Source organism: Listeria ivanovii subsp. londoniensis (assembly GCF_000763495.1).
Classification (GTDB): Bacteria; Bacillota; Bacilli; order Lactobacillales; family Listeriaceae; genus Listeria; species Listeria londoniensis.
This window is the reverse complement of sequence record NZ_CP009576.1, coordinates 2478350-2504477: the sequence shown is the minus strand read 5'-3', so window position 1 is coordinate 2504477 and position 26128 is coordinate 2478350. Positions and strand designations below refer to the sequence as shown.

Below are 26128 nucleotides of genomic sequence, written 5' to 3'. Positions count from 1 at the left end.
ACCCTTTTTTAAGTATTTTTTGCTGTATTAGAAATGTCTTTTTTAATCAAAGAAAAAAACCGAGCAACAGCCCAGTTTTTTTGATTATTTATTGTCTTTTTTTAATGTTTTTTCTAAGTCGGAAATGGTTTTTTGCATATCTTTAATTTCATCTTTTAAGCGTTTTTTCTCAGGTTCCATTTCTTCATTCCATTTAGAAACAGATTCCATAATGTCAGAAGATACATCTTTTAGTAAAGTAGAACCTTCCGTGCCAAGTACTTGAACAGATTGGATTAATTCATTTGCATTATATGCCAATTCTTTTAAAATGACACTTGCTTCACCAGACTTAGCTACAATATCTTTTCTAAGTTCATTACCGGATTTTGGAGCAAATAATACCGAGGCTGCGGCTCCAATTGCCCCACCAGCTAGAATACCAAAAATAAGTGATTTTTTATTCATTTATACTCCACTCCATCCATAAAGTCATTTTAGTTTACTTTTGCTGCAATCAGTTCAGCGATTTCTTGATAACGATCTTTTGTATACCATTCTGCATTATCCTTCCATTTTAACCCAAAGTCATCAGATTTGCTATACCTTGGAATTAAATGGATATGGCAATGGAAAACAGATTGAGAAGCTACTTCTTCATTATTGTTTAAAATATTTAATCCTTGTATAGGTAAAGCTTCTTTTAATGCTCGAGTGATTTTGGGAACCCGACGAAATAATTCAGCGGCCGTATCATCAGGTAAATCGAATGTGTTTCTAGCATGCTTTTTAGGGATTACCAGTGTATGACCCTCTGTGACTTGTCCTAAATCGAGGAAAGCATATACTTCATCATCTTCATACACTTTGGCAGAAGGGATTTCTCCGCTGATTATCTTACAAAAAATGCAATCGTCCATTAAATGTGACCACCTTTCACGATTTATAAAATATGTACTATTATAAATTTAACATAAAAGGGAGTTAAAAGCATGCGTGAGATAGTGAATAATGGATTATTTTGACAGGTAGAGGGATGAATATGCTATTATTAACTAAACAGTACGTAAGGAGGCATGTTTAATGGCTTTATTAGAAGTAAAAAACTTAACAGGCGGATATACAAAGCGCCCAGTTTTAAAAGATATTTCATTTGCTATTGAAGAAAAACAAATTGTTGGATTAATAGGTTTAAACGGGGCAGGTAAAAGCACAACGATTAAACATATAACCGGTTTAATGCACCCTAAAAAAGGAACGATTAAAATCAATGGTCACCAGCTAGTGGAAGATACAGAAACATATCGAAAACAATTTTCATATATTCCAGAAACGCCTGTATTGTATGAAGAATTAACATTGAAAGAACATCTAGAATTAACAGGTATGGCATACGGTTTATCAGAAGAAGAAATGCATGAAAGAATGACACCACTTTTAAAAGAATTTCGGCTAGAAAAAAAACTAAACTGGTTTCCAGCGCATTTTTCTAAAGGTATGAAGCAAAAAGTCATGATTATGTCTGCTTTTTTAATTGAACCTAAACTATATATTATTGATGAACCTTTTGTTGGTCTTGATCCACTTGGAATCCAGTCATTACTAAATTGGATGGATGAAATGCGTGCAGAAGGTGCGAGTATTTTAATGTCGACGCATATTCTAGCTACTGCTGAGAAATATTGTGATACATTCATTATTATTCATCAAGGTGAAATTCGCGCGGAAGGAACACTGAAAGATCTGCAGATTAATTTCCAAATGCCTGGAGCTTCACTTGACGAAATTTACATTCAGTTGACAAAGGAAGAGGAAGCTGATGAAGATGATATTTGACAGCAAAGTGCTTTGGAAGGAACGATTTAGTGCTTACACAACGGAAGTAATGCGCTATCTTCGTTATATGTTTAACGATCATTTACTGTTCGTACTAGTGATTGGGCTTGGAGCTGGTATTTTCTATTATGCTGGTTGGGTAAAAACGATAGAACCGACATTTCCAGTTATTCCACTAATGGTTATCTTGCTTACAGCTTCGATTGCGGTAAGCCCAGTTGCCACGCTTCTTCAAAAGCCAGATATTGTTTACTTAATCGTGCAAGAAAAAGCGATGGATAGCTATTTCTCTCAAGCGAAAATAGCCAGTTTCTTTATGCAACTTTATGTTTTTGTGATTGTTCTAGGAGTTTGTATGCCGATGTATGTTGAAGTAACCGGCATGCCTTATAGCCGCTTTTTTACTTTGTTTGTTGTACTTGCTTTACTAAAAGCTTGGAACATTTACTTTGGGTGGGAAAGTATGAAACTCGAAGATGCTGATACGACTTGGATGTTCGTTCGAGTTATATTAAATGCTATTTTAATTTATATTTCTTTGATTGCTGCACCATACATTTCTATTCCAGTAACTATTATTGTGCTACTTGCTAGTTATTATTGGATGACGAAGAAAGTGGCAAAAGTTACGCTTAGATGGGAATACTTAGTAGATAAAGAAGAAGCTAGGATGAATCGCTTTTACCGTTTAGTGAATCTTTTTACCGATGTTCCCCATTTGCGGGGGACTGTACGCAGACGTAGTTACTTAGATTTTCTTTACCAACCAATTCCTTATGCAAAAAGAAAAACATTTGCATATTTATTTAGTCGGACTTTTGTAAGGACAAACGAGTATAGTGGTTTATATGTTAGACTAACCGTTATTGCAGTAATTCTACTTGTATTTGTGCAAGGCTTTTATTTAAATATTGTTTTTTCATTACTATTTCTCTATTTGACTGGTTTCCAATTTATCCCAATGCTAAAACATTATGATTCGCAAATGATGCTTCGGCTTTACCCGATTGATGACTGGTATCGTCACCGTAGTTTTATTCACTTTTTACGAATTTTACTGCTTGCTCAGGCATTATTGTTTAGTATTATTGGTATTGCGCAAAATGGAACGATTAACGGGATGATTATTTTAGGCATAAATTTAGCATTTGTGGTTATCTTTACCTTTATTTACGCACCAGTTCGAATGCGAAAAATGTACGAATAAAAAAAGCGATTTAGATGAGAAAATTGAAGCGACCCCCAAAAGTTAGATCAAAAATCTAACTTTTGGGGGTCGCTTCAAGTCCAAATCGCTTTTTCTTATTTTGCATCATGGGAAAATTCGGGATAATGATAAATATCTTCGTGCGAAAAGCCAACTTGGGTATTGTTTTTCTTCATGATATTCATAATTTCTTTGTGTAACGATGTTTTCTTCCAATCATGAAAGAAAACTTCTGAATCCCAAAAAGAGATTATTAAAAATTTATTCGCACTAATAGATTTTGTAAGCTTCATACTTTGTAGCCCAAGAGTTTCTGCAAAATGGAGACTCGCGCGTTGATACATTTGTAAGAAAATAGGGATTTCTTCATCGCGAAGTTGGATGTATTCAAAAACAACGATTCCAAAACCTTTTAAAGATCCACTGCTTTGGAGTACCCGGTATTCTGCGCCTTCTTGAAAAAGTTTCTCACCAGAAGACTCTTGATATAAAAGTGATTGAGAGAAATTTTGGAGGAGTGTTACATTTCCCCCTGCGTAATTAGCCATTAATTGGCGAAGATAGTGCTCGGTACCAGTTGTAATAAATATTTTTTTCATAGTTAGTCCTTCTTTCCATTTTAATCGAATAAGATAAATGATTACACCTTATTTTTCCACGTTTTTAATAATTGAAACAGAAGATAGGCAATTTGTTTGGTTTTATACAAGATTTCTAGTATTCTTTTATCTGGAGAAGTTATTTCTTGTTCTGATACCCATTGTGTGTAAATGAACAAAGAAGGGAAGCGACTTGATGACAAAAATAACAAATGACTTATTTTTAAAAGCGGCTCGAAAAGAGAGTGTGGGCCGAATTCCGGTTTGGTATATGAGACAGGCGGGCAGATCGCAACCAGAATATCGTAAATTAAAAGAGAAATATTCTTTATTTGAAATTACCCATCAGCCCGAATTATGTGCTTATGTAACCAAATTACCAGTAGAACAGTATGGTGTGGATGCAGCAATTTTATATAAAGATATTATGACACCACTTCCAGGGATGGGAGTCGATGTCGAAATTAAATCTGGTATTGGTCCAGTCATACATAACCCAATTAAAACTTACCAAGATGTGGAGCGACTTACTATTTTCAAACCTGAAATAGAAGTTCCTTATGTGCTTGATACAATTAAATTACTCGCGGATGATATGTTAGAAGTACCTTTAATTGGCTTTGCGGGAGCCCCGTTCACTTTAGCAAGTTATATGATTGAAGGAGGTCCTTCGAAAAACTATCATCAAACGAAAAGCTTTATGTACCGGGAACCCGAAGTTTGGAAGGTGTTAATGGAAAAGCTTGGACGAATGACAGCAGATTATTTAATTGCACAAATTAAAGCAGGCGCATCCGCTGTTCAATTGTTTGATTCTTGGGCAGGGGCACTTAGCCGTCGAGATTATGCGACTTATATCCGACCAACTATCGAAAAAATAATTGTGGAAATTAAAGCTGTTCATCCTACAACACCAATTATTATGCAAGCAGTTGGTGCAAGTCACCTTTTAGCAGAATGGGAACATATGCCACTCGATGTGGTTGGCGTAGACTGGCGCGAAACACTCACTGATGCTAGAAAAAAAGTACCAAGCAAGGCTATCCAGGGGAATCTAGATCCGTCCACTCTTCTTGCGCCAGAAAAGTGTATAGAAGAAACCGAGCGAATTTTACAAGAAGGTGTCTTAAAACCAGGATATATTTTCAATTTAGGACATGGGGTTTTTCCTGAGGTGTCACCAGAAATGCTGAAAAAATTAACAACCTACATACATGAGAGAAGCGAAATATTATTAAATAAAGGATGATGAGAAAATGACTAAAAAAGTTGGTTTACTTGTTATGGCTTACGGGACGCCATACAAAGATGAAGACATTGAACGTTATTATACGGATATCCGTCATGGTCATGAACCAAGCGAAGAAATGATTGCTGATTTACGCGAGAGATATCATGCAATTGGTGGACTATCCCCACTTGCAAAAATTACAGAGGCGCAAAGTTATGGATTAGAAAGAGCACTAAATGATGCACAATCAGAAGTAGAATTCAAAGCCTATATTGGTCTGAAACATATTGAACCATTCATAGAAGATGCAGTAGAGGCGATGCACCAAGATGGAATAGAAGAAGTGATTTCCATCGTTCTAGCGCCACATTATTCTAGCTTTAGTGTAGAAGCATACAATAAGCGAGCAAAAGATGCTGCAAGTAAACTAGGTGGAATGGAAATTAAATCAATTAATAATTGGTATCAAGAACCGAAATTCATTCAAATGTGGGCAGATAGAATTAATGAAACTGCTAAACAAATTCCTGCGAGTGAATTAATCGATACTATTTTAATTGTATCCGCTCATAGTTTGCCTGAAAAAATTAAAAAGCATCAAGATCCATACCCAGATCAACTACAAGAAACAGCTGATTTAATTTTTGAAAAAGTCGCCGTACCTCATTACGCATTAGGGTGGCAAAGTGAAGGGAAAACAGGTGAACCTTGGCTTGGACCGGATGTACAAGACTTAACAAGAGAACTTTATGGGAAAGAAAAATATAAACATTTTATTTATACACCAGTTGGTTTTGTCGCAGAACATTTAGAAGTGCTATATGATAATGATTATGAATGTAAAGTGGTAACAGATGAAATTGGCGCCACTTATCATCGCCCACCAATGCCAAATGCGGATCCAGAATTTTTGGAAGTTTTAAGGACAGTTGTTTGGAATAGATACACAAATTAAGAAGATGAATGCCGGAATAGATACTATTTCGGTATTTTTCACACAACAAAAGAAAGCGATTTCAATTTTATTACCTAAATACTATGAAGTTTTAATCTGTTTCTCATCTTTTACGGGCATAATGATATTTATAGAAGGTTAGGAGGTTAACCTAAATGAAAAACAAGGCAGAAAAACAAAGAATTGCCACTAATTTGTCACTTTATATGAAAATAAACGGATATACCAATAGAACATTTGCAACGGCGGTTGGAATCTCCCAGAATACGTTAAAAGCGTTGATGATTGGAAAAATGAGAAATGAAAGTAAATTTCAAAAATACATAATGCAAATTACAGAAAGTTTAGCATTAGAGGAAAACTTTTTTGAGCAATCCAAAGAAGCTATCACAACTGCACCAATCACCTTTCAAGACACAAATAAAATGCATCTTGGAGATGAAAAATTCAATGCTATTAGTCTGATGTTGAAAATTGGCGAAATTCATTACGAATCATAAAAAAGTTTGGGACTTGTTCCCAAACTTTTTTATATGCAGCAAGATGCGGAAGTTTAGGGCTTGACGAACCTAACTAACTCACGTAAAATGAAGACAATTTTCAAAATAGGAGTGTGACACATGATTAGAAAACTGACAGTATCAGATAATGAAGAAGTAATGGCACTTTTGAAATCAGAAGCAACCCTTAATTTGTTTATTATTGGAGATATTGAGAACTTTGGTTATGATAGTGATGTTCAAGATCTTTGGGGTGAATTTGATCCAACTGGTGAATTACATGCAGTGTTACTTAGATTCGATAAATTTTACTTACCTTATTCAAAAGATGCTAATTTTGATGCAAAAGCTTTTTCAGAAATTATTGCCAATGATAAAAAATACGAAATCAGTGGTATTTCACGTGTCACACAAGAGCTAGAACCTTTTTTACCGGAAATAGCCAAGAAAAGACAAGATACTTATTTTTGTGAATGTGAGCATGTTAATCGTATTTCTGTTAATCAAGATGTTATTGTGCGAACCGCTATCGCAGAAGATGTCGCGCCTATTATAGAAATGCGGAAAAATATTGATGAATTCGGTAATCGAGAAGAAAATGAAGAACTTATTATCCGTCAAATTGAACAAGGTGTAAAACGGATTTATTATATTGAACAAAATCAAGAAATTGTGGCTGTCGCAGAAACCTCTGCGGAAAATTCTTTTTCTGCAATGATTACTGGTGTTGCAACAAGCTCGGATTATAGACAAAATGGTTTTGCAAGTACACTTCTAAAAAAAATATGTTGTGATGTTCTCGCAGAAGGAAAGAAACCTTGTTTATTTTATGATAATCCAGTAGCAGGTGAAATCTATCATCGTCTTGGTTTTGAACATACTGGTGATTTTGTCATGTATAAATAGTCTTTACTTTCTATGTGTAACATTGGTAAGATGGATATATTATGTTAGTAGAGGATGAATAATGTGAAACCACGTGGGATTTGTTTTTTTGATATGGATGGAACACTTTTAAATAGTGAATCAAAAGTGCTAGATAGCTCGCTTCATGCGCTTGATAAATTACGAGAAAACAATATTGTTCCTGTTATTGCCACTGGACGAACACTGACAGAAATAAGTCATCAGATGGAAATCACTGGAATCGAGTCAGCAGTGATGATGAACGGACAAATGGTTATTTTTGAAGGTGAAAAAGTTTATGAAGATATTTTAGAAGAATCGTTATTGGAACGTTTAACCGAAGAGGCGAAATCGCAAAATGTAGAAGTTTGTTATTATAATGATAAACGAATTGGGGCATCAGCTATTACTCCAGTAGTTAAAGCACATTATGATTTCCTTGGGGAGCCAGCGCCAATGATACGAGAAAATATGTATAAAGAAGAAACAATCAATATGGCTCTTTTATTGTTAGAGTCTGGCGATGAGTATTTTCCAGAACGTTTTAAAGAATTACAATTTGTTCGTAATACGCCATATAGCAATGATGTACTTAGAAAAGGTGGATCAAAAGCAGTTGGTATTGCCAAATTACTTGAAATCACGGGGTATCAAGATGTTCCAACCTATGCTTTTGGTGATGGCATGAATGATTTAGAAATGTTTGGGACAGTAAATTATTCTGTAGCAATGGAAAACGCAGTACCATTATTAAAAGAAAAAGCAACTTTTATTACAAAAGATAATAATAATGATGGAATTAAACTCGGACTAGAAGAATTTGACTTAATTTAAAGAAGTGCCTCGTGCGCTTCTTTTTTTAAATTTCAAACGTAAGACCGATATAAAAAGGATTATTTGTCTGTTATACTTAATATAGATTAATTGGAAAAAGGAGAAATGTTCATGAATGAAATAGGTCAAACATCCGAGCGCGTAAAGACAGATAAAAGAACAAATAAACAAATTATTATGCAAAAAATTCTCAACTGGTTTGTATTCTCGCTATTACTTGCATCGATTGGTGCAGCAATTGGGAGCAAGCTAAGTCCAGAACTTTATTTACCTCTCGTTGTAATAGAAATAGCTCTTTTAATAACAGCTATTGTTGTACGTCGGAGTAAAACGATTAATAAAGTGATTGGCTATCCAGTTTTGTTAGCTTTTGCTTTTGTCACAGGTTTAACACTCGGACCCACTTTGACATATTATTTTGGTGCAGGACAAGGTGTTGCAGTACTGATGGCATTTGTTACAGCATCTGTTACTTTCACTGTACTTGCATTAATTGGTGCCAAAACTAAAAAAGATTTATCCTTTTTAAGTAGTGCGCTATTTGCAGCGTTAATCATCTTAGTATTATTTAGTTTTTTAGGTGTCTTTTTACCAATAGGATCAATGCTTTCGACGATTATTTCAGCTGCTGGGACATTAATTTTTTCTTTATATATTTTGTATGATTTTAACCAAATAATGAAGCGGGATACTCAGCTAGATGATGTACCAATGCTTGCACTTACGCTTTACCTTGATTTCCTTAACTTGTTCACGTTTTTACTACGACTTTTTACCGGTCGTGATTAACCAGAAAACGAAAGATCTGCCAGCCTAAAAATTGGTAGATCTTTTTCTATAAAAGAATGGTTTTTGTTAGACAAAAGGAAGTTAAAATTCTATAATAAAATTAAGGTCAAAAAAGGTCAGACTTATCTTTTATAAGGAGGACGAACTAATGGATTTAAAAAAATTTACGCAACAAGTCCAGCAAACAATTGCGGATGCACAAAATCTAGCTATTGCATCAGAACACCAAGAAATTGATGTAGCTCATATTTTCCAAGTACTTTTAACAGAAAGTGACTTTACGAAGCGGGTGTATGATGTAGCAGAAGTAAATATCGATCAGCTTCATCATTCAGTAGAAGCAGCCTTAAAAAAAATCCCCGTTGTCTCAGGTAGTGGCGTGAACTATGGTCAAGCCATGAGTCAGTCATTATTCCAATTGATGCGAGATGCTGAAAAAGAGCAGAAACAACTAGAAGATGATTTTGTATCAACGGAACATCTTATTTTAGCAGTGATGGATCAAAAAACAAATCCAATTACAATGGAACTTAAAAAACAAAATAAAGCAAAAAAACAAATAAAAGAAGCAATTTTACAAGTTAGAGGAGGGAAAAAAGTGACTTCTCAAACTGCAGAAGAAAACTATGAAGCTTTACTCAAATATGGTCGTGATTTAGTAGCAGAAGTTCGAAGTGGAAAACTTGATCCTGTTATTGGTCGTGACACAGAAATTCGCAACGTTATTCGAATTTTATCTCGAAAAACAAAAAATAATCCTGTACTAATTGGGGAACCAGGTGTTGGTAAAACCGCAATTGTTGAGGGGTTAGCACAACGAATTGTTAGAAAAGATGTGCCAGAAGGACTTAAAGACAAAACGATTATTTCGCTTGATATTGGTTCGCTTATTGCTGGAGCTAAATACCGGGGGGAATTTGAAGAACGTTTAAAAGCGGTGCTACAAGAAGTGAAACAAAGTGATGGACAAATTTTATTATTCATCGATGAAATTCACACGATCGTAGGTGCTGGAAAAACAGATGGTGCAATGGACGCTGGAAATATGCTGAAACCAATGTTAGCAAGAGGTGAACTACATTGTATCGGAGCAACAACTTTAGATGAATATCGCGAGTACATTGAAAAAGATGCCGCACTAGAAAGACGTTTCCAAAAAGTGCTTGTTCCAGAACCAACCGTAGAGGATACTGTTTCTATTTTGCGCGGTTTGAAAGAACGATTTGAAATTCATCATGGGGTTAATATCCATGACAATGCTTTAGTGGCAGCGGCAAGTTTATCTAATCGTTATATCACGGATCGTTTTTTACCAGATAAAGCAATCGATTTAGTAGACGAAGCATGCGCAACTATTCGTGTCGAAATTGACTCGATGCCGAGCGAACTTGATGAAGTAACGAGAAAGGTAATGCAATTAGAAATCGAGGAAGCTGCTCTAAAAGAAGAAAAAGACCCTGCAAGTGAGCGACGTCTAGAAATCTTGCAACGAGAGCTTGCTGATTATAAAGAAGAAGCAAACAAAATGAAATCAAAATGGGAAGCGGAAAAAAGCGAAATTAGTAAAATTCGTGAAGTTCGCGAACAAATCGATCATTTGCGTCATGAATTAGAAGAGGCGGAAAATAACTACGATTTAACCAAAGCTGCTGAATTACGCCATGGCAAAATTCCAGCAGTAGAAAAAGAACTATTAGTACTAGAAGCAGAAAATCGAGAAAAAACAGCACAAGAGGACCGAATTTTACAAGAAGAAGTAACCGAGAATGAAATTGCTGAGATTGTTGGTCGTTGGACTGGAATTCCTGTAACCAAGTTAGTAGAAGGAGAACGAGAAAAACTACTAAAACTTGCAGATGTCCTTCACCAAAAAGTGATTGGCCAAGATGATGCAGTGAGACTTGTTAGCGATGCAGTTTTACGTGCACGTGCTGGAATAAAAGACCCAAAACGCCCAATTGGCTCCTTTATTTTCTTAGGACCAACCGGTGTAGGGAAAACAGAACTTGCTAAAGCGCTAGCCTTTAATATGTTTGATTCAGAAGATCATATGATTCGAATTGATATGTCTGAATACATGGAGAAACATTCTGTATCTAGACTTGTCGGAGCACCTCCTGGCTATATCGGCTACGAGGAAGGCGGTCAATTAACCGAAGCAGTAAGACGCAACCCATATTCGATTGTACTCCTAGATGAAATTGAAAAAGCACACCCAGATGTTTTTAATATTTTACTTCAAGTATTAGATGATGGCCGAATTACAGATTCGCAAGGTCGTTTCATTGATTTTAAAAATACGGTTATTATTATGACATCCAATATTGGTTCTACCTTATTGCTAGAAAGAACGGAAGACGGCGAAATTTCTCCAGAGCTAGAAGAAGATGTGATGCAAATTTTACAAAGTGAATTTAAACCAGAATTTTTAAATCGTGTCGATGATATCATTTTGTTTAAACCGCTGACACTTGCTAATATTAAAGGCATTGTAGAGAAACTCGTGGAAGAACTTCAAATTCGTTTAGCAGGCCAAGAAATTAGTATAAGTATTTCGGAAGAGGCCAAAGCGTTTATTGCCGAGGAAGCATATGATCCAGTTTATGGTGCCAGACCGTTGAAACGTTATATCGTACGTCACGTGGAAACACCGCTTGCTAGAGAAATTGTTTCTGGTAATGTTCTCCCGCATACATCTGTAGAAATAGATCTTTCAGAGAAGGAATTTACTTTTAAAGTGAATGAGTAACAAAAGAAAAGGTTTAAGGCGCGGTTTGAAAGGGAAAACTTTGGTTGGATTAGTCGTTTTATAATAGATGAAAATGGAAGGATGAGGAAGATGAAATTAGTATTAATACGTCATGGTCAAAGTGAATGGAACAAATTGAATTTATTTACTGGTTGGCACGATGTTGACTTGTCAGAAGAAGGCGTAATTGAAGCAAAAACAGCTGGAAAAAGGATTAAAGAAGCTGGCTTAGAATTTGATGTGGCTTTTACTTCCGTTTTAACAAGGGCTATTAAAACCTTGAATTTTGTTTTAGAAGAATCTGACCAAATGTGGCTTCCGGTAAATAAATCTTGGCGCTTGAACGAACGTCATTACGGAGCACTTCAAGGGCTAAACAAACAAGAAACCGCAGAAAAATATGGCGCTGACCAAGTACAAAAATGGCGTAGAAGCTATGATACTCTTCCACCATTACTTGAAGAAAACGACGAAAGACAGGCAAAAAATGATCGACGTTATCAATTACTTGATACTCATGCAATCCCCTCAGGTGAAAACTTGAAAGTAACTTTAGAACGAGTGATACCTTATTGGATGGACACAATTGCACCTGAAATTAAAGAAGGTAAACGAGTTGTCATTGCCGCTCATGGAAATAGTTTGCGAGCCTTAGTGAAATTTTTAGAAGGAATCAGTGATGATGAAATAATGGAGCTGGAAATCCCAACAGGTGTGCCGCTTGTATATGAGTTGAATGATGATTTAAAACCAGTAAATAAATATTACTTGGATAAATAAAAAAAGAACCTCTTTCTAAGCTCAATAACTTAGAAAGAGGTTCTTTTTTTTGAACGCACATAAAAGTGAGCTCTAGCTATCAGAAAGTTGGATGTTTACTTAAAGTCATAAACTTCGCTATCTTTAGGCATTAAGAAAGTGATTAAAATAATGAAGAAGGACATGCCTACCCCTAAAACAAGAGCTCGTATCATATCAAATGGTACATATAACATGGAAGAAAGAACGAATTCTGCCATTAAAGAAAGGACGAATATCCAAAATACAGTCACCACGTAACGCATCCTTACACCCCATTTCATCTATTTCATAATACATTTTAGCACATAAAACTTGATTATCCAATCAAATATTCTTTGAAAATAGGATTATCAACTTTTGGAAAGGATTAAGCTAAAAGGTGTAGAATATAAGTATTAAGAGCTAAAATGAACAATGTCATAATATTGTCAAATGTAAATAGTTATCCGTGAATCCTATTATACAGCCATTTATCGTGTTGTATGATAAAACTTTCATCAAAAAGTTAGTAAGCTCTCAGAATGAAAATGCTAGAATGTAGAAGGTTAACAGAGACAGAGCCATTTAAATTGGGGGAAATAACTAATTTGGATAGGAAGTGCCAACTGATAATGAAAAAGAAATTCACGCAGATTTTACTAGCAAGTGCCATCGTAAGTTCAACGTTATTACCTTTTGCTCATGCAGAGGCAGCCGAAGCAAGCCAAACTACAGTGAGCCAAGCAGGAATGACTTTATCACAACAACAATTTATTCAATCCATAGCAAGCGATGCACAAGATTTACAAAAAGAAGAAAAAATATTGACAAGTGTTACATTAGCGCAAGCCATCTTAGAATCTAATTGGGGCAAAAGCGGCTTATCTACATCAGGTAACAACTTGTTTGGAATTAAAGGCAGTTACGAGGGACAATCCGTTTCAATGGGGACGCAGGAATTTAGTAATGGTGAAGCTTACCGGACACAAGCAGATTTTAGAAAGTATCCGGATAAAAAAGCATCTTTAGAAGATCATGCACAACTATTTGTTAATGGAGTGTCAGGAAACGGAGGGCTATATTCAGCAGTCATCGGAGAAACAAACTACAATAAAGCGGCATATGCAATTCAAGATGCTGGTTATGCAACTGACCCAGCATATGCAGACAAGCTTATCTCAACGATTGAGAAATATCATTTAGATAATTATGATAATATTTACGACGCAGTAACATCTACCGAGAAACAATTAGCTTATGCTGAAATAACGAATTCCGGCGAAACCATTTGGACAAAACCATACAATACGGAAGGCGCTGAAAAAGCTTCTGATGCCAAAAATTATCAAAATAAGTCACTAAGAATCACAGACAAAGCTACAACTGAACAAGGAACTTGGTATAATTTACAGGATCAAGGTAAACAAATTGGTTGGATAAATAGTAAAGCAGTAAAAATTTTTTATACACCTAAAAATGAAACTAATGTAAAACTAGATAAATATGTCACAGATTCTGATCAAAAAATTTATGCGTATCCAGTAGAAGATAATTCTAAAGTAGTTTCTGCATTAAACGATTATAAAGGAAAAGAATTAGATATTGATCGACGTGCAGATGTAAAAAATGAATACTGGTATCGTGTGAAGACTGATGACGGAAAGATTATTGGTTGGTCAAAAGCAAGCGGATTTGCAGAAAACAACCCAGAAAATTTGACGGAAACAAAATAAAAGTAGCAATCCAATTGCGTAATGAAGAGTTCTCTGTTAAAATTAGGACCAGGTCATAAAAATATCCAGGAGAGATTAACATTTATCCTGATGTAGTTTGATATGGAGGAGAACACATGAACGCAGGAATTTTAGGAGTAGGTAAATACGTACCTGAAAGAATATTAACAAACTTTGATTTAGAAAAAATGATGGAAACATCTGATGAGTGGATTCGTACTCGTACCGGAATTGAAGAAAGAAGAATTGCTCGTGATGATGAATATACACATGATTTAGCATATGAAGCGGCAAAAGTAGCAATCAAAAATGCTGGATTGACACCAGATGATATTGATTTATTTATCGTAGCAACAGTAACTCAAGAAGCAACTTTTCCATCAGTTGCTAACATTATTCAAGACCGTTTAGGTGCAAAAAACGCAGCTGGAATGGATGTGGAAGCAGCTTGTGCTGGATTTACTTTTGGTGTCGTGACAGCAGCACAATTTATTAAAACAGGAGCATATAAAAATATCGTTGTAGTTGGTGCAGATAAATTATCTAAAATCACTAATTGGGATGATCGCGCAACTGCTGTTCTATTCGGTGATGGAGCTGGAGCAGTAGTTATGGGTCCGGTCTCTGATAATCGCGGTTTACTATCTTTTGACTTAGGTTCGGATGGTTCAGGTGGTAAATACTTAAATCTAGACGAAAATAAAAAAATCTACATGAATGGACGCGAAGTATTCCGCTTTGCTGTTCGTCAAATGGGTGAAGCATCTTTACGCGTTCTTGAGAGTGCTGGACTTGAAAAAGAAGATTTAGATTTGTTAATTCCACACCAAGCTAACATTCGTATTATGGAAGCTTCTCGGGAACGTTTAAATTTACCAGAAGAAAAACTAATGAAGACAGTTCATAAATATGGCAATACATCTTCATCCTCTATTGCACTTGCGCTAGTAGATGCCGTAGAAGAGGGACGTATTAAAGAAGATGATAATGTGTTACTTGTTGGTTTTGGCGGCGGTTTAACGTGGGGAGCTTTAATTATTCGTTGGGGTAAATAAATCACCAATTAAAAAAAGTAAAGTTGCCCTAACGATTATTTTAGTTAGGGCAACTCTACTTTTTTTATGTTATAATAGAGCAGGCTTTTGGTTTATTTGTTTGTGCACTATTTTTAATTTAAGTAAAGCCTTAATTTTATACTAGCTACTGTCGATTAGACAGAAGTTGTTTTTTATGAATCGCAAAAATGAGGAGATGAGTAAATGGATAGAAGAAGAGTGGTTGTTACTGGTATTGGAGCCGTTACACCAATTGGGAATGATGCGGAAACTTCTTGGGAAAACGCAAAAAAAGGTGTTAATGGTGTTTCAGAAATGACAAGACTTAATCCGGATGACTTTCCGGTTAAAATTGCAGCAGAATTGAAAGATTTTGATGTTGAAAAATATTTAGAGAAAAAAGAAGCTCGTAAAATGGACCGCTTTACCCATTACGCAATTGCAAGTGCTGAAATGGCTGTACAAGATTCTGGACTAATTATTGATGATTCTAATGCTGCTCGTGTTGGTGTTTGGATTGGTTCAGGAATCGGCGGTATGGAAACATTCGAAACACAATATGAAGTGTTTTTAAATCGTGGACATCGTCGTGTTAGCCCGTTTTTCGTACCAATGATGATTCCAGACATGGCTTCAGGTCAAGTTTCCATCCGTTTTGGTGCAAAAGGAATTAACTCAACTACAGTTACTGCATGCGCTACAGCTACAAACTCTATCGGTGATGCTTTCAAAGTAATCGAACGTGGTGATGCTGATGCAATGATTACCGGCGGAGCAGAAGCGCCAATCACAAAAATGTCTTTAGCAGGATTTACTGCTAACAAGGCTTTATCTTTAAATCCAGATCCAGAAACTGCTTGTCGTCCATTTGATAAAGATCGTGATGGCTTTATTATTGGCGAAGGTGCTGGGATTGTCATTTTAGAAGAGTACGAACATGCAAAAGCTCGTGGTGCTAAAATTTATGCAGAAGTTGTTGGCTACGGTGCAACAGGAGATGCATATCACATTACAGCTCCAGCTCCAGGTGGTGAAGGAGCGGCTCGTGCTATGAAAATGGCCATTGATGATGCAGGGCTTACACCTGATAAAGTGGATTACATCAACGCTCACGGAACTAGTACTCCATATAATGATGAATATGAAACACAAGCAATTAAAACTGTATTTGGTGAATCTGCTAAAAAATTAGCCATTAGTTCTACTAAATCAATGACTGGTCATACTTTAGGTGCGTCTGGTGGTATTGAAGCTATTTTTACAGTGCTAAGTATTCGTGATAATATTATTGCGCCAACAATTCACTTGAAAAACCAAGATGAAGTTTGTGACTTGGATTATGTTCCAAACGAAGCACGTGAAAAAGAAGTGGATGTAGCAATATCCAATTCTTTTGGCTTTGGCGGTCATAATGCGACATTGGTATTTAAAAGAGTAAAAGAATAAAAAGTTTAAGCCTTACTTCCATGTTGGAGGTAGGGCTTTTTTTGAGCAAAAATATAGCTATCTTTTAAAAGAAGGTGTAACATTGAATTGCACACAACCTAAAAGGAGGAGAACATGGTGGACACGAACAAGCGCATATTAGAAGAACAGCTTTGTTTTTCTGTTTACAGTGCATCCAAACAATTTACAAGGCTATATCGTGAAGCATTGGAACCTTTTCAACTGACTTATCCACAGTATATTAGTTTACTAGTTTTATGGGAAGGGAAAGAACTAATGGTATCTGAACTTGGAAATAGATTAGCTTTGGATAGTGGCACACTCACGCCAATGTTAAAGCGGATGGAGCATTTAGGATATGTCACTCGGAGCCGTCATCCCGAAGATGAACGCCGCGTGTATATAAAAGCAACAGAAAAAGCGAATAAAATACAAGCTGCTGTGCTAGAAAGCGTGGACAAATGTCTTCAACTACTAGGTGCCGACGAAAAGGAATATACACAATTACTTACAAAAATTCAAGCACTAACTAATCAATTAGGAGGAATAGAACATGAAAAAACTGTATGAAACAACTGTTATTAACACTGGTGGAAGAAGCGGAGAAGTACATTCACCTGACAATGTATTTTATTTTGACATTGCAGCGCCCAAAGAACTTGGGGGAGATGGTGGCGGTGGAACAAATCCAGAACAATTATTTGCGGCTGGATATGGTGCTTGTTTCAATAGTGCTCTAGAATTAGTACTTGGAAAAGCCGGGATTGACGCAAAAAGCACAGTAACAGCGACTGTAAGCTTATACAGTGACCCAGAAGATAATGGATTTAAAATTGGTGTCTTATTAGAAGGAACAATTGAAGGCTTGGACGAAGAAAAAACAGAAGCATTACTGAAAAAAGCACATGATGTTTGTCCATATTCGAAAGCAACACGTGGTAACATTGATGTGGAAATTAAAGTTGGTTAATTTACTGATATTTTTATAGAAAAAACCCGTATGAATAATTCACTTCATACGGGTTTTCGCAATTATTTATTTTCTTCGTTTTCGACCAAGTCCAATAGCATTTTCCATTTTTTTCAATGTTTTATTAGCTACTTGTGCTGCTTTTTCTGCGCCAGCATCTAAAATATCATCTAATTCATCTGATTCTAAGTAAGCATGGTATCTTTCTTGAATTGGGCTAAGTTCAGCAACAACAATTTCTGCCAAGTCAGTTTTAAAGTCACCATAACCTTTACCAGCATATTTCTCTTCTATACCAGCTATCGTTTCCCCAGTAATAACGGAATAAATAGTTAGTAGATTCGAAATACCAGGTTTTTCTTCTTTGTTATACTCAATAATTCCACTAGAGTCAGTAACAGCACTCTTGATTTTTTTTGTAATTGTTGCTGGTGGATCGAGTAAGAAGATAGCATTTTTTAAATTAGCATCTGATTTGCTCATTTTCTTTGTTGGATCTTGAAGGGACATTACTCGTGCGCCTTGTTTCGGAATAAATACTTCCGGCATCGTAAAAATATCTGCGTGTTTTTTGTTAAATCGTTCTGCTATATCTCGTGTTAATTCGATATGTTGTTTCTGGTCTTCACCAACAGGGACTAAATTAGTTTGATAAAGTAAAATATCGGCCGCCATTAACGGTGGATAGGTCAAAAGTCCAGCACTAACGCCTGCTTTGCCATCCGACTTATCTTTAAATTGTGTCATGCGTTCTAGTTCACCAATATAAACATTACATTGTAAAATCCAAGCAGCCTGCGCATGTGCAGCAACTTCAGATTGAATAAATAAAGTTGCTTTCTCAGGATCAAGTCCAACAGCTAAATAAAGTGCTGCAAGATTTCTAGTCTGTTGTCGCAATTTTAGTCTGTCTTGAGGAACTGTAATTGCGTGTTCATCCACGATACAATAAAAACAATTATACTCATCTTGAAATTGTCCAAACTGTTTTAATGCTCCAATGTAATTTCCTAAAGTTAATTGTCCACTAGGTTGAATTCCGGAAAATATTATTTTTTTCATGTGTATTCCTCCAATTTATTTACTGATTGCGAAAATAAAAAACCGTCCATCCCAACAAATGAATGTTAGGGACGAACGGTTATCCGCGGTGCCACCCTAAGTACCAAAAAGGCTCTTAGTAATAGAAAATTTCTATTAAAGAAGATAACGGTCTTTAGCCGCTGTCTGCTACATCATTTCACAAACAGTCCTCAGAAGGCCATTCGATTTTGTGCTTTATCTGTTTTCACCAACCACAGACTCTCTATTGAAAAGCTACAAAATGTACTATTCTTCCTATTAACGCATCAGTTATATTACTATACATTTTATCAGTTTATAAAACGGCTTGTCAATCATAAAAATAAGCATAAAATACTGGAAAGCATTACTAGAAGCGCGCTGATTAAAATACCTGCATATTGAAGACCTACAAGTTCTGACAGCATCATATCAGAAAACTCACTTTCTTCTTCACGTTTGATTTTTCGAGATATATTCCTAAATCCATTATGAACCCGGTCCAGAAAACCACTTCTCATTATATAAACAAATAATCCAATAAGCAATGTAATTAGTGATACAAGGAAAGAAATATCTATATAACCACGTAAACTAACCCCATTTTTGCCGAAAAGTAGGATTCCAAAAATAATTCCCTCTTGAATAAGAGTGTAAATCGAAATTCTTAAAAACATTTTCTCACCTCTAATTAAATTTCATAATTCACTCTATCACAATTTGCCGTTAAACACTATATGATAGAAGAAAGCTATCACGCAATGTGAGAAATTCAATCGTTTTATGGAAAATAAGCTAGCAACTGTCTTTACATATTATTAACAGAAGAATCCCATTACATCAACGTTTTTGGAATTTATTACAAAATTTAATTAAATTTTTGGTATTTTTATCTAGACAACAGCCCAAAAAAAGTATATAAATATAATAATCCTTTAAATTTTAAAGGGGTTCGATATTTTTTCTTATACAAAAAAGATGACTTCTATAGTTCAGACATAATTGGCTAAGTTATTCATGAATTTACCACCTAAATGGTTATTTTTCTGAAAACTTAATAAAAAGGTTTAGCAAAGTATACATAATTAATTCGAGTTATCGCAAAATGAAGGGTAGCGTAACAATCTCTGTTCAGATTTTTCACGCAATTTCAATTTTGCCTTAATATTTTAATAACTTGTATCTTTCATCCTTGTTTTCATTTATCTTGTAAAAATAATTTACAAAGCCAGAATTCTTAGAGTATAATAGATATCGAAACAATTTTTCAGAAAAATAAAAAAGGGAGGTCTACTTAGTGAAAAAATCTAAATTATTTCTTACACTTGGATTAACACTATTACTAAGCTTAGTCTTGGTAGCATGCGGAGGCGGATCTGATTCCAAATCTGACGACAAAAAAGGCTCAGGCTCAGGTAAAGCTTCAGGAGAACAAGTACTTAACTTAACAGAAAGTGCATTAATTCCTTCTGCAGACAGCACAAAAGCGGATGACCAAGTTGGTTTAAACGTAGTTAACCAAACAAATGAAGGTCTATATGCGCTTAATAAAGATGGTATTCCTGCCATTGCAGGTGCTGCTGAAGAGCCAAAAATAAGTGATGACAAAACAGTTTATACTATCAAACTTCGTGAAGATGCAAAATGGTCAAACGGAGATCCTGTAACTGCAAATGACTATGTTTACTCATGGCGTCGTGCAGTTGACCCTAATACCGCTGCAACATATTCTTACCTATTTGCTGCAATCAAAAACGGTGAAGAAATTGTAGCAGGTACAAAAAAACCTGAAGAATTAGGAATTAAAGCAGTAGATGACTATACTCTAGAAGTTACTCTAGCAAAACCAACTGCATATATTAATTCACTATTTGCATTCCCGACTTTCTTCCCACTTAACGAAAAATTCGTTACAGAAAAAGGCGAAAAATATGCACAAAATAGTGATAACATGTTATTCAACGGACCTTTCGAGTTGAAAGACTGGACTGGAACAAATAAAAAATGGACTTACGTAAAAAATGATAGCTACTGGGATAAAGACAAAGTGAAGTTGAAACAAATCAACGTACAAGTTGTTCAAGATTCCGGTACTGGACTTAACCTATACAATACTGACAAAGTAGATCGTACTGTACTAAGTGCTGAATATGCAGCGCAAAACAAAAGCAACAAAGATTATGTAACAGTAAATGATTCTTCTACTTTCTATATTAAATACAACCAAAAACGTGCTGGTAAAGATACCGTATTTGCAAACAAAAATATCCGTAAAGCGATATCCCTTGCAATTGACAAACAATCTTATACAGACACAGTTCTAAAAAATGGCTCTAAACCTGCCAACAACCTAGTACCAGAAGGATTTACTTTTGATCCAGGTAACAAAGAAGATTATACAAAAGAATCTGGTCCACATTTGGAATATGATGTAAAAGAAGCACAAAAAGCTTGGAAAGCTGGTTTGAAAGAACTTGGAGTTTCTGAAATTACAGTTGAATTCACTAGTGATGATACTGAAAATGCAAGAAAATCTTCTGAATTCCTTCAAGCTCAATTAGAAAAGAATTTAGATGGTCTTACAGTTAAACTGAAAAACGTACCATTTAAAGTTCGTTTACAAAATGACCAAAACCAAGATTACGACTTCTCAATGAGCGGCTGGGGTCCTGACTATCAAGATCCATCCACTTTCCTTGATTTATTTGTAACTGATGGTGCACAAAATAGAATGAGTTATTCTAACAAAGACTACGACAAGATTTTAAATGATGCTTCAGTAACTTATGCAGCTGATGATCAAAAACGTTGGGATGAAATGGTTAAAGCAGAACAAATCCTACTTACGGAAGATGTAGCTGTTCAACCACTTTATCAACGTTCTACTGCATACTTGCAAAAAGACTACATTAAAAACTTGCAAAAAAATCCATTTGGTCCTGATTACACTTATAAAGAAACATACTTGACTAAATAAAATAATTAATTAGTCTTTAAGAAAATGCTTAGCGGAAAGAGAGAGTATATTTCGATATGCTCTCTCCTTTTGCTGATGATTTACATGTGTTATAATTAAAAATTAAAGTATCCTTTTCTAGATTTTCTAGAACCTAACATTCGAAAAATGAAGTTTTTTTCCTAACTAATTTGCCATGTTGCAATAAAAGTTTAGAAATAAAGAAAAAGGCTCACTAAACTTGCGAATTTGGTTAGGAATAACTTTTTTATATATTTATTTATACTGGGAGGTGCAGAGATAGATGGTTAAATATACGTTAAAAAGAGTATTATATATGCTTATAACGTTATTCATTATTGCTTCAGTTACGTTTGTTCTAATGAAATTCTTGCCTGGTACGCCTTATCGTAATCAGGAGAAACTATCTGATGAACAAATTCATATGATGAATGAAAAATACGGACTAAATGATTCAATTCCAGCCCAATATTTTAATTATATGACAAATTTGGTTAAAGGAGACCTAGGTGTTTCTTTCCAACTTGATAATAGACCAGTGTCCGAAATTTTAGGTGCGCTAATTGGTCCTTCTGTCCAATTAGCACTAGAGGCAATGGTTTTTGGTGTTATATTTGGGATATTGCTTGGGGTGGTCGCGGCCATGTATCAAAATAGGTGGCCGGATTATACGAGTACATTTATAGCAATATTAGGAAAGTCAGTACCATCGTTTGTTTTTGCGACTGTATTACAATACTGGTTTGGAGCAAAATTACAATGGTTCCCAGTAGCCGGATGGGGGACTTTTGCAGATACGATTTTGCCGGCATTTGCGTTAGCGATGTTCCCACTTGCAACAGCTGCTCGATTTATGAGAACAGAACTAATTGATGTATTTGCATCTGACTATGTTTTATTAGCTAAGGCAAAAGGGAATAGTCGCACTGAAGTAGCAATAAAACATGCAATTCGTAATGCACTTATTCCTTTAATTACCGTTTTAGGACCATTGTCAGTTGCACTAATGACTGGTTCTCTAGTTATTGAAAATATTTACAGTATTCCAGGTATTGGTAGTCAATTTGTATCTTCCATTCAAACGAATGATTATCCAGTTATCATGGGGACTACATTACTATTTGCTGTTATGTTAGTATTTATTATCTTAGTAGTGGATATTCTTTACGGATTAATTGATCCACGAATCCGTGTGTCTGGAGGTAGAAAATAATGGCAGAACATAAAATTGCAAAAGAAAGATTTCAACCAGCGCACATTTTGGAAGCAGAAGCAGAGAAAATTAATCGACCAAGTTTAACTTTTATGCAAGATTCTTGGCTTCGAATTCGTAAAAATAGAGCGGCCTTAGTTTCACTTATTGTTTTAGCACTTGTAGTTATTATGGCTATTATTGGTCCTTATTTATCACAAAATTTAGGTCCAGATCACAATGTAAATAGACAAATCACTGAAAATGCGAGTCTTCCACCAAAAGTTCAAGGGTTTGATAATATGCCATTTTGGAATGGTCATCAATCAATTGGTGGGGAAGATGTCGATATTTATAAACAAAATAATATTAAAGAAGGCACTTACTACTGGTTAGGTAGTGACACGCTAGGTCGTGACCAATTTGCTCGTATTTGGGCGGGTACACGAGTATCTCTTATTATTGCAGTTGTTGCAGCACTCTGCGACCTTGTAATTGGGGTTGCTTATGGTTTAATTTCTGGGTACATTGGAGGTCGTGTTGATAACTTTATGCAACGTGTGCTAGAAGTTATTGGTGCAATTCCAAACTTAGTTGTTGTTATTTTAATGATGTTGATATTGGATCCAGGAATGCTTTCAATCATCATCGCAATTGCGATAACGAGTTGGATAACTATGGCCAGGGTAGTCAGAGGACAAGTCTTAAAGCTGAAAAACCAGGAATTTGTTATGGCTTCTATGACATTAGGTGAATCGACACCAAAAATTCTTATAAAACACTTAATACCAAATATTTCTGGGATTATTATCATTAATATTATGTTTAGTATTCCTAGTGCGATTTTCTTTGAAGCCTTTTTAAGCTTTATTGGATTAGGTCTTCCAGCGCCTGCCGCATCTCTAGGGGTCTTGGTCAATGATGGATATAAAACATTACAAGTATTGCCGTATATGATACTTTATCCTTGTATCGTGTTATGTATTGTCATGATTGCATTTAACCTGATTGCAGACGGCTTACGCGATGCCTTTGATCCTAAAATGCGCGATTAAAAGAGAGGTGAGGAATTATGGAAAAGCTATTAGAAGTGAAAGATTTAAATATTTCATTCCACACATATGCTGGAGAAGTAAAGGCAATTCGTGGAGTTAATTTTGATTTGTATAAAGGTGAAACATTAGCGATTGTTGGAGAATCTGGTTCTGGTAAATCAGTTACAACAAAATCAATTATGCGTTTGCTTCCAGAAGGTAATTCAGAAATTAAAAGTGGTCAAATCTTGTTTAATGGAATGGATATTGCTAAAGCACACGAAAAAGAAATGCAAAAAATTCGTGGGAAAGATATAGCAATGATTTTCCAAGATCCAATGACATCACTAAATCCCACGATGACAATTGGAAAACAAATTTCTGAACCACTTATTAAGCACCAGAAGATTAGCAAATCAGAAGCTCGTAAAACAGCATTGCGATTGCTTCAATTAGTTGGTATTCCAAATGCAGAAGAACGAATTAAACAATATCCTCACCAATTTTCTGGTGGGATGCGTCAACGTGTTGTTATTGCAATTTCGCTTGCTTGTAATCCGCAAATTTTGATTGCTGATGAACCAACAACGGCACTAGATGTAACTATTCAAGCTCAAATTTTAGATTTGATGAAAGATTTGCAGAAAAAAATTGATACATCTATTATCTTTATTACCCATGATCTTGGTGTTGTAGCAAATGTTGCAGACCGGGTTGCTGTTATGTATGGTGGTAAAATTGTGGAAATTGGTACGGTTGATGAGATTTTCTATAACCCACAACATCCTTATACTTGGGGATTGATTAGTTCTATGCCTACACTGGATACAGATGATGAAGAACTATTTGTTATTCCAGGTACGCCTCCAGACTTGCTTCATCCTCCAAAAGGGGACGCATTTGCGGCTCGTAATAAATATGCAATGCAAATTGACCTTGAAGAAGAGCCCCCACTATTTAAGGTGTCTGATACACATTATGCGGCTACATGGTTACTTCACCCAGATGCACCTGAAGTAACGCCTCCTGATGCTGTATTACGTCGCCAAGAACAGTTTGCGGAACTTCATCCTGGCATGCAAGCTGTCCATGCGAAAGGGGTAGAAGTAGAATGACGGAGCAAAGAGAAAAATTATTAGAAATTCATAATCTAAAGCAATACTTTAACAAAGGTACTGCAAGTGAAGTACGTGCTGTTGATGATATTTCTTTTGATATTTATAAAGGTGAAACACTAGGTTTAGTAGGTGAATCTGGTTGTGGTAAATCAACTACTGGACGTACGATTATTCGTTTGTATGATGCGACTGGTGGAGAAGTTATTTATAATGGTAAAGATGTGCATGCACGTAAAAACCGTAAAGAAATGCTGGAATTCCGTCGTAAAATGCAAATGATTTTCCAAGATCCATATGCGTCTTTAAATCCGCGTATGAAAGTTAAAGATATCATTGCTGAAGGTATTCGTATTCATGGACTTGCTAAAACGCCGGAAGACACAAATCAACAAGTATATGATTTACTTGAGACGGTTGGTTTAAGTAAAGAACATGCTGGTCGTTATCCGCATGAGTTTTCTGGTGGTCAACGTCAACGTATTGGGATTGCCCGTGCGCTTGCTGTTCAACCTGAATTTATCATTGCTGATGAACCTATTTCTGCACTGGATGTATCCATTCAAGCGCAAGTAGTTAACTTATTACGCCAATTACAAAAAGAAAAAAATCTAACCTACCTATTTATTGCCCATGATTTATCCATGGTTAAATATATTAGTGACCGTATTGGCGTAATGTATTTTGGTAAATTGGTAGAGTTAGCACCGGCTAATGATTTATACCATGCACCATTACATCCTTATACAGAATCGCTTTTATCCGCAATTCCTCTACCAGACCCAAATTATGAACGGACTCGCGTGCGTAAAGCATATGATCCAACTTCTCATAATTATAAAGACGGTGATGAAATTAAAATGCGTGAAATCGCTCCTGGACACTTTGTTTATTGTTCAGAAGAAGAAGAAGTAATGTATAAAGAGAAGCATGCTAAATTATCTGCTGCTGTTAAATAATAAATAATGTCACTCGTCGAATCGATTTCGGCGAGTGTTTTTGTTTAAAATGAAAATTCTCATGAAATTCTCATAAAAAAGCTAATTTTTTCATGTGATTTTAGTTTAAACAAGTTATAGTAGGGGTATCATATACATAACGGCTTGCTAACAATGGTTTTACATATTTGGGAAGAAAAATTTTAAAAATAGTATATGGAATTTCACAAAATTAGTGTAT

At 35.5% G+C, this 26128-nt stretch carries 26 protein-coding genes and 1 other annotated feature; of the genes, 20 read left to right on the top strand and 6 right to left on the bottom strand.

Features of this window, described 5'->3' with window-relative positions:
* Positions 1–84: 84 nt before the first annotated feature.
* Both JL53_RS12255 and JL53_RS12250 read right to left on the bottom strand, forming a co-directional pair.
* Positions 85–447, bottom strand: coding sequence for a YtxH domain-containing protein (locus JL53_RS12255; RefSeq protein ID WP_003720598.1), 363 nt, complete (start codon positions 445–447; stop codon positions 85–87).
* A gap of 29 nt (positions 448–476) precedes the next feature.
* Positions 477–899, bottom strand: a complete 423-nt coding sequence (locus tag JL53_RS12250; protein ID WP_003720596.1) for an HIT family protein — start codon at positions 897–899, stop codon at positions 477–479.
* A gap of 163 nt (positions 900–1062) precedes the next feature.
* Here JL53_RS12250 and JL53_RS12245 point away from each other — a divergent pair, with 163 nt between their 5' ends.
* Complete coding sequence (locus JL53_RS12245; protein ID WP_038407763.1) at positions 1063–1815, top strand: ABC transporter ATP-binding protein; 753 nt, start codon at positions 1063–1065, stop codon at positions 1813–1815.
* The gene (locus JL53_RS12240) at positions 1799–3022 is read left to right on the top strand and encodes an ABC transporter permease (protein ID WP_038407762.1); all 1224 of its coding nucleotides are present in this window, start codon (positions 1799–1801) and stop codon (positions 3020–3022) included. Before JL53_RS12245 ends, JL53_RS12240 begins: the two co-directional genes overlap by 17 nt.
* Positions 3023–3117: 95 nt before the next feature.
* Here the strand turns inward: JL53_RS12240 and JL53_RS12235 are convergent, their stop codons facing one another.
* Positions 3118–3621: an antibiotic biosynthesis monooxygenase family protein gene (locus JL53_RS12235; RefSeq protein ID WP_038407761.1), complete on the bottom strand. Its 504-nt coding sequence runs from the start codon at positions 3619–3621 to the stop codon at positions 3118–3120.
* 196 nt (positions 3622–3817) lie between these two features.
* Between JL53_RS12235 and hemE the strand changes: the two genes are divergently transcribed.
* The 8 genes from hemE to gpmA all read left to right on the top strand — a co-directional run bounded on the left by hemE (position 3818) and on the right by gpmA (position 12365).
* Positions 3818–4870: a uroporphyrinogen decarboxylase gene (gene hemE, locus JL53_RS12230; RefSeq protein ID WP_038407760.1), complete on the top strand. Its 1053-nt coding sequence runs from the start codon at positions 3818–3820 to the stop codon at positions 4868–4870.
* Between the two features lie 7 nt (positions 4871–4877).
* A complete protein-coding gene (gene hemH, locus JL53_RS12225; RefSeq protein WP_003720590.1) occupies positions 4878–5807 on the top strand; it encodes a ferrochelatase in 930 nt (309 codons plus the stop codon).
* 155 nt (positions 5808–5962) lie between these two features.
* Positions 5963–6307 (top strand): hypothetical protein, encoded by a 345-nt coding sequence (locus JL53_RS12220; RefSeq protein ID WP_003720589.1) that lies wholly within the window; start codon positions 5963–5965, stop codon positions 6305–6307.
* Positions 6308–6427: 120 nt separating this feature from the next.
* Positions 6428–7213: a GNAT family N-acetyltransferase gene (locus JL53_RS12215; RefSeq protein WP_003720588.1), complete on the top strand. Its 786-nt coding sequence runs from the start codon at positions 6428–6430 to the stop codon at positions 7211–7213.
* A 63-nt stretch (positions 7214–7276) separates the two neighbouring features.
* On the top strand, positions 7277–8047 hold the full coding sequence (locus JL53_RS12210; protein ID WP_003720587.1) for a Cof-type HAD-IIB family hydrolase: 771 nt from the start codon (positions 7277–7279) through the stop codon (positions 8045–8047).
* Positions 8048–8158: 111 nt separating this feature from the next.
* A complete protein-coding gene (locus tag JL53_RS12205; RefSeq protein ID WP_038407758.1) occupies positions 8159–8836 on the top strand; it encodes a Bax inhibitor-1/YccA family protein in 678 nt (225 codons plus the stop codon).
* Between the two features lie 148 nt (positions 8837–8984).
* A complete protein-coding gene (gene clpB, locus JL53_RS12200) occupies positions 8985–11585 on the top strand; it encodes an ATP-dependent chaperone ClpB (RefSeq protein ID WP_038407757.1) in 2601 nt (866 codons plus the stop codon).
* 90 nt (positions 11586–11675) lie between these two features.
* Positions 11676–12365, top strand: coding sequence for a 2,3-diphosphoglycerate-dependent phosphoglycerate mutase (gpmA, locus tag JL53_RS12195; protein ID WP_038407756.1), 690 nt, complete (start codon positions 11676–11678; stop codon positions 12363–12365).
* A 95-nt stretch (positions 12366–12460) separates the two neighbouring features.
* Here the strand turns inward: gpmA and JL53_RS12190 are convergent, their stop codons facing one another.
* Entirely contained in the window at positions 12461–12649 is a 189-nt protein-coding gene (locus tag JL53_RS12190; protein ID WP_038407755.1) for a YjzD family protein, read from the bottom strand.
* Positions 12650–12973: 324 nt separating this feature from the next.
* On the opposite strand from JL53_RS12190, the gene JL53_RS12185 reads away from it, so the two are divergent.
* The 5 genes from JL53_RS12185 (at position 12974) to JL53_RS12165 (ending at position 17569) form a co-directional block, all read left to right on the top strand.
* Positions 12974–14098: a GW domain-containing glycosaminoglycan-binding protein gene (locus JL53_RS12185; RefSeq protein WP_077916426.1), complete on the top strand. Its 1125-nt coding sequence runs from the start codon at positions 12974–12976 to the stop codon at positions 14096–14098.
* A gap of 116 nt (positions 14099–14214) precedes the next feature.
* Positions 14215–15153 (top strand): 3-oxoacyl-ACP synthase III FabH, encoded by a 939-nt coding sequence (fabH, locus tag JL53_RS12180; RefSeq protein ID WP_003720581.1) that lies wholly within the window; start codon positions 14215–14217, stop codon positions 15151–15153.
* Between the two features lie 204 nt (positions 15154–15357).
* A complete protein-coding gene (gene fabF, locus JL53_RS12175) occupies positions 15358–16599 on the top strand; it encodes a beta-ketoacyl-ACP synthase II (protein WP_003720580.1) in 1242 nt (413 codons plus the stop codon).
* A 117-nt stretch (positions 16600–16716) separates the two neighbouring features.
* Entirely contained in the window at positions 16717–17169 is a 453-nt protein-coding gene (locus JL53_RS12170) for a MarR family winged helix-turn-helix transcriptional regulator (RefSeq protein WP_074673912.1), read from the top strand.
* Positions 17153–17569, top strand: coding sequence for an organic hydroperoxide resistance protein (locus JL53_RS12165; RefSeq protein ID WP_003720578.1), 417 nt, complete (start codon positions 17153–17155; stop codon positions 17567–17569). Before JL53_RS12170 ends, JL53_RS12165 begins: the two co-directional genes overlap by 17 nt.
* Before the next feature lie 66 nt (positions 17570–17635).
* Here JL53_RS12165 and trpS read toward each other — a convergent pair whose 3' ends face one another.
* On the bottom strand, positions 17636–18631 hold the full coding sequence (trpS, locus tag JL53_RS12160; protein ID WP_003720577.1) for a tryptophan--tRNA ligase: 996 nt from the start codon (positions 18629–18631) through the stop codon (positions 17636–17638).
* A gap of 64 nt (positions 18632–18695) precedes the next feature.
* Positions 18696–18923: a binding site (T-box leader), on the bottom strand.
* A gap of 43 nt (positions 18924–18966) precedes the next feature.
* Positions 18967–19308, bottom strand: coding sequence for a DUF3899 domain-containing protein (locus JL53_RS12155; RefSeq protein ID WP_003720576.1), 342 nt, complete (start codon positions 19306–19308; stop codon positions 18967–18969).
* Between the two features lie 620 nt (positions 19309–19928).
* Between JL53_RS12155 and JL53_RS12150 the strand changes: the two genes are divergently transcribed.
* The 5 genes from JL53_RS12150 (at position 19929) to JL53_RS12130 (ending at position 25908) form a co-directional block, all read left to right on the top strand.
* Positions 19929–21608, top strand: a complete 1680-nt coding sequence (locus JL53_RS12150) for a peptide ABC transporter substrate-binding protein (protein WP_003720575.1) — start codon at positions 19929–19931, stop codon at positions 21606–21608.
* Positions 21609–21891: 283 nt separating this feature from the next.
* The gene (gene opp3b, locus JL53_RS12145; RefSeq protein ID WP_003720574.1) at positions 21892–22821 is read left to right on the top strand and encodes an oligopeptide ABC transporter permease; all 930 of its coding nucleotides are present in this window, start codon (positions 21892–21894) and stop codon (positions 22819–22821) included.
* Positions 22821–23855, top strand: coding sequence for an oligopeptide ABC transporter permease (opp3C, locus tag JL53_RS12140; RefSeq protein ID WP_038407753.1), 1035 nt, complete (start codon positions 22821–22823; stop codon positions 23853–23855). The genes opp3b and opp3C overlap by 1 nt, the downstream gene beginning before the upstream one ends.
* A 17-nt stretch (positions 23856–23872) precedes the next feature.
* The gene (locus JL53_RS12135) at positions 23873–24949 is read left to right on the top strand and encodes an ABC transporter ATP-binding protein (RefSeq protein WP_038407752.1); all 1077 of its coding nucleotides are present in this window, start codon (positions 23873–23875) and stop codon (positions 24947–24949) included.
* Positions 24946–25908 (top strand): oligopeptide ABC transporter ATP-binding protein OppF, encoded by a 963-nt coding sequence (locus JL53_RS12130; RefSeq protein ID WP_038407751.1) that lies wholly within the window; start codon positions 24946–24948, stop codon positions 25906–25908. The genes JL53_RS12135 and JL53_RS12130 overlap by 4 nt, the downstream gene beginning before the upstream one ends.
* Positions 25909–26128: the final 220 nt, after the last annotated feature.

Coding starts and splice junctions, on each gene's coding strand:
- JL53_RS12255 (WP_003720598.1), bottom strand. CDS start 447: ATGAATAAAAAATCACTTATTTTTGGTATTCTAGCTGGTGGGGCAATT.
- JL53_RS12250 (WP_003720596.1), bottom strand. CDS start 899: ATGGACGATTGCATTTTTTGTAAGATAATCAGCGGAGAAATCCCTTCT.
- JL53_RS12245 (WP_038407763.1), top strand. CDS start 1,063: ATGGCTTTATTAGAAGTAAAAAACTTAACAGGCGGATATACAAAGCGC.
- JL53_RS12240 (WP_038407762.1), top strand. CDS start 1,799: ATGAAGATGATATTTGACAGCAAAGTGCTTTGGAAGGAACGATTTAGT.
- JL53_RS12235 (WP_038407761.1), bottom strand. CDS start 3,621: ATGAAAAAAATATTTATTACAACTGGTACCGAGCACTATCTTCGCCAA.
- hemE (WP_038407760.1), top strand. CDS start 3,818: ATGACAAAAATAACAAATGACTTATTTTTAAAAGCGGCTCGAAAAGAG.
- hemH (WP_003720590.1), top strand. CDS start 4,878: ATGACTAAAAAAGTTGGTTTACTTGTTATGGCTTACGGGACGCCATAC.
- JL53_RS12220 (WP_003720589.1), top strand. CDS start 5,963: ATGAAAAACAAGGCAGAAAAACAAAGAATTGCCACTAATTTGTCACTT.
- JL53_RS12215 (WP_003720588.1), top strand. CDS start 6,428: ATGATTAGAAAACTGACAGTATCAGATAATGAAGAAGTAATGGCACTT.
- JL53_RS12205 (WP_038407758.1), top strand. CDS start 8,159: ATGAATGAAATAGGTCAAACATCCGAGCGCGTAAAGACAGATAAAAGA.
- clpB (WP_038407757.1), top strand. CDS start 8,985: ATGGATTTAAAAAAATTTACGCAACAAGTCCAGCAAACAATTGCGGAT.
- gpmA (WP_038407756.1), top strand. CDS start 11,676: ATGAAATTAGTATTAATACGTCATGGTCAAAGTGAATGGAACAAATTG.
- JL53_RS12190 (WP_038407755.1), bottom strand. CDS start 12,649: ATGCGTTACGTGGTGACTGTATTTTGGATATTCGTCCTTTCTTTAATG.
- fabH (WP_003720581.1), top strand. CDS start 14,215: ATGAACGCAGGAATTTTAGGAGTAGGTAAATACGTACCTGAAAGAATA.
- fabF (WP_003720580.1), top strand. CDS start 15,358: ATGGATAGAAGAAGAGTGGTTGTTACTGGTATTGGAGCCGTTACACCA.
- JL53_RS12165 (WP_003720578.1), top strand. CDS start 17,153: ATGAAAAAACTGTATGAAACAACTGTTATTAACACTGGTGGAAGAAGC.
- trpS (WP_003720577.1), bottom strand. CDS start 18,631: ATGAAAAAAATAATATTTTCCGGAATTCAACCTAGTGGACAATTAACT.
- JL53_RS12155 (WP_003720576.1), bottom strand. CDS start 19,308: ATGTTTTTAAGAATTTCGATTTACACTCTTATTCAAGAGGGAATTATT.
- opp3b (WP_003720574.1), top strand. CDS start 21,892: ATGGTTAAATATACGTTAAAAAGAGTATTATATATGCTTATAACGTTA.
- opp3C (WP_038407753.1), top strand. CDS start 22,821: ATGGCAGAACATAAAATTGCAAAAGAAAGATTTCAACCAGCGCACATT.
- JL53_RS12135 (WP_038407752.1), top strand. CDS start 23,873: ATGGAAAAGCTATTAGAAGTGAAAGATTTAAATATTTCATTCCACACA.
- JL53_RS12130 (WP_038407751.1), top strand. CDS start 24,946: ATGACGGAGCAAAGAGAAAAATTATTAGAAATTCATAATCTAAAGCAA.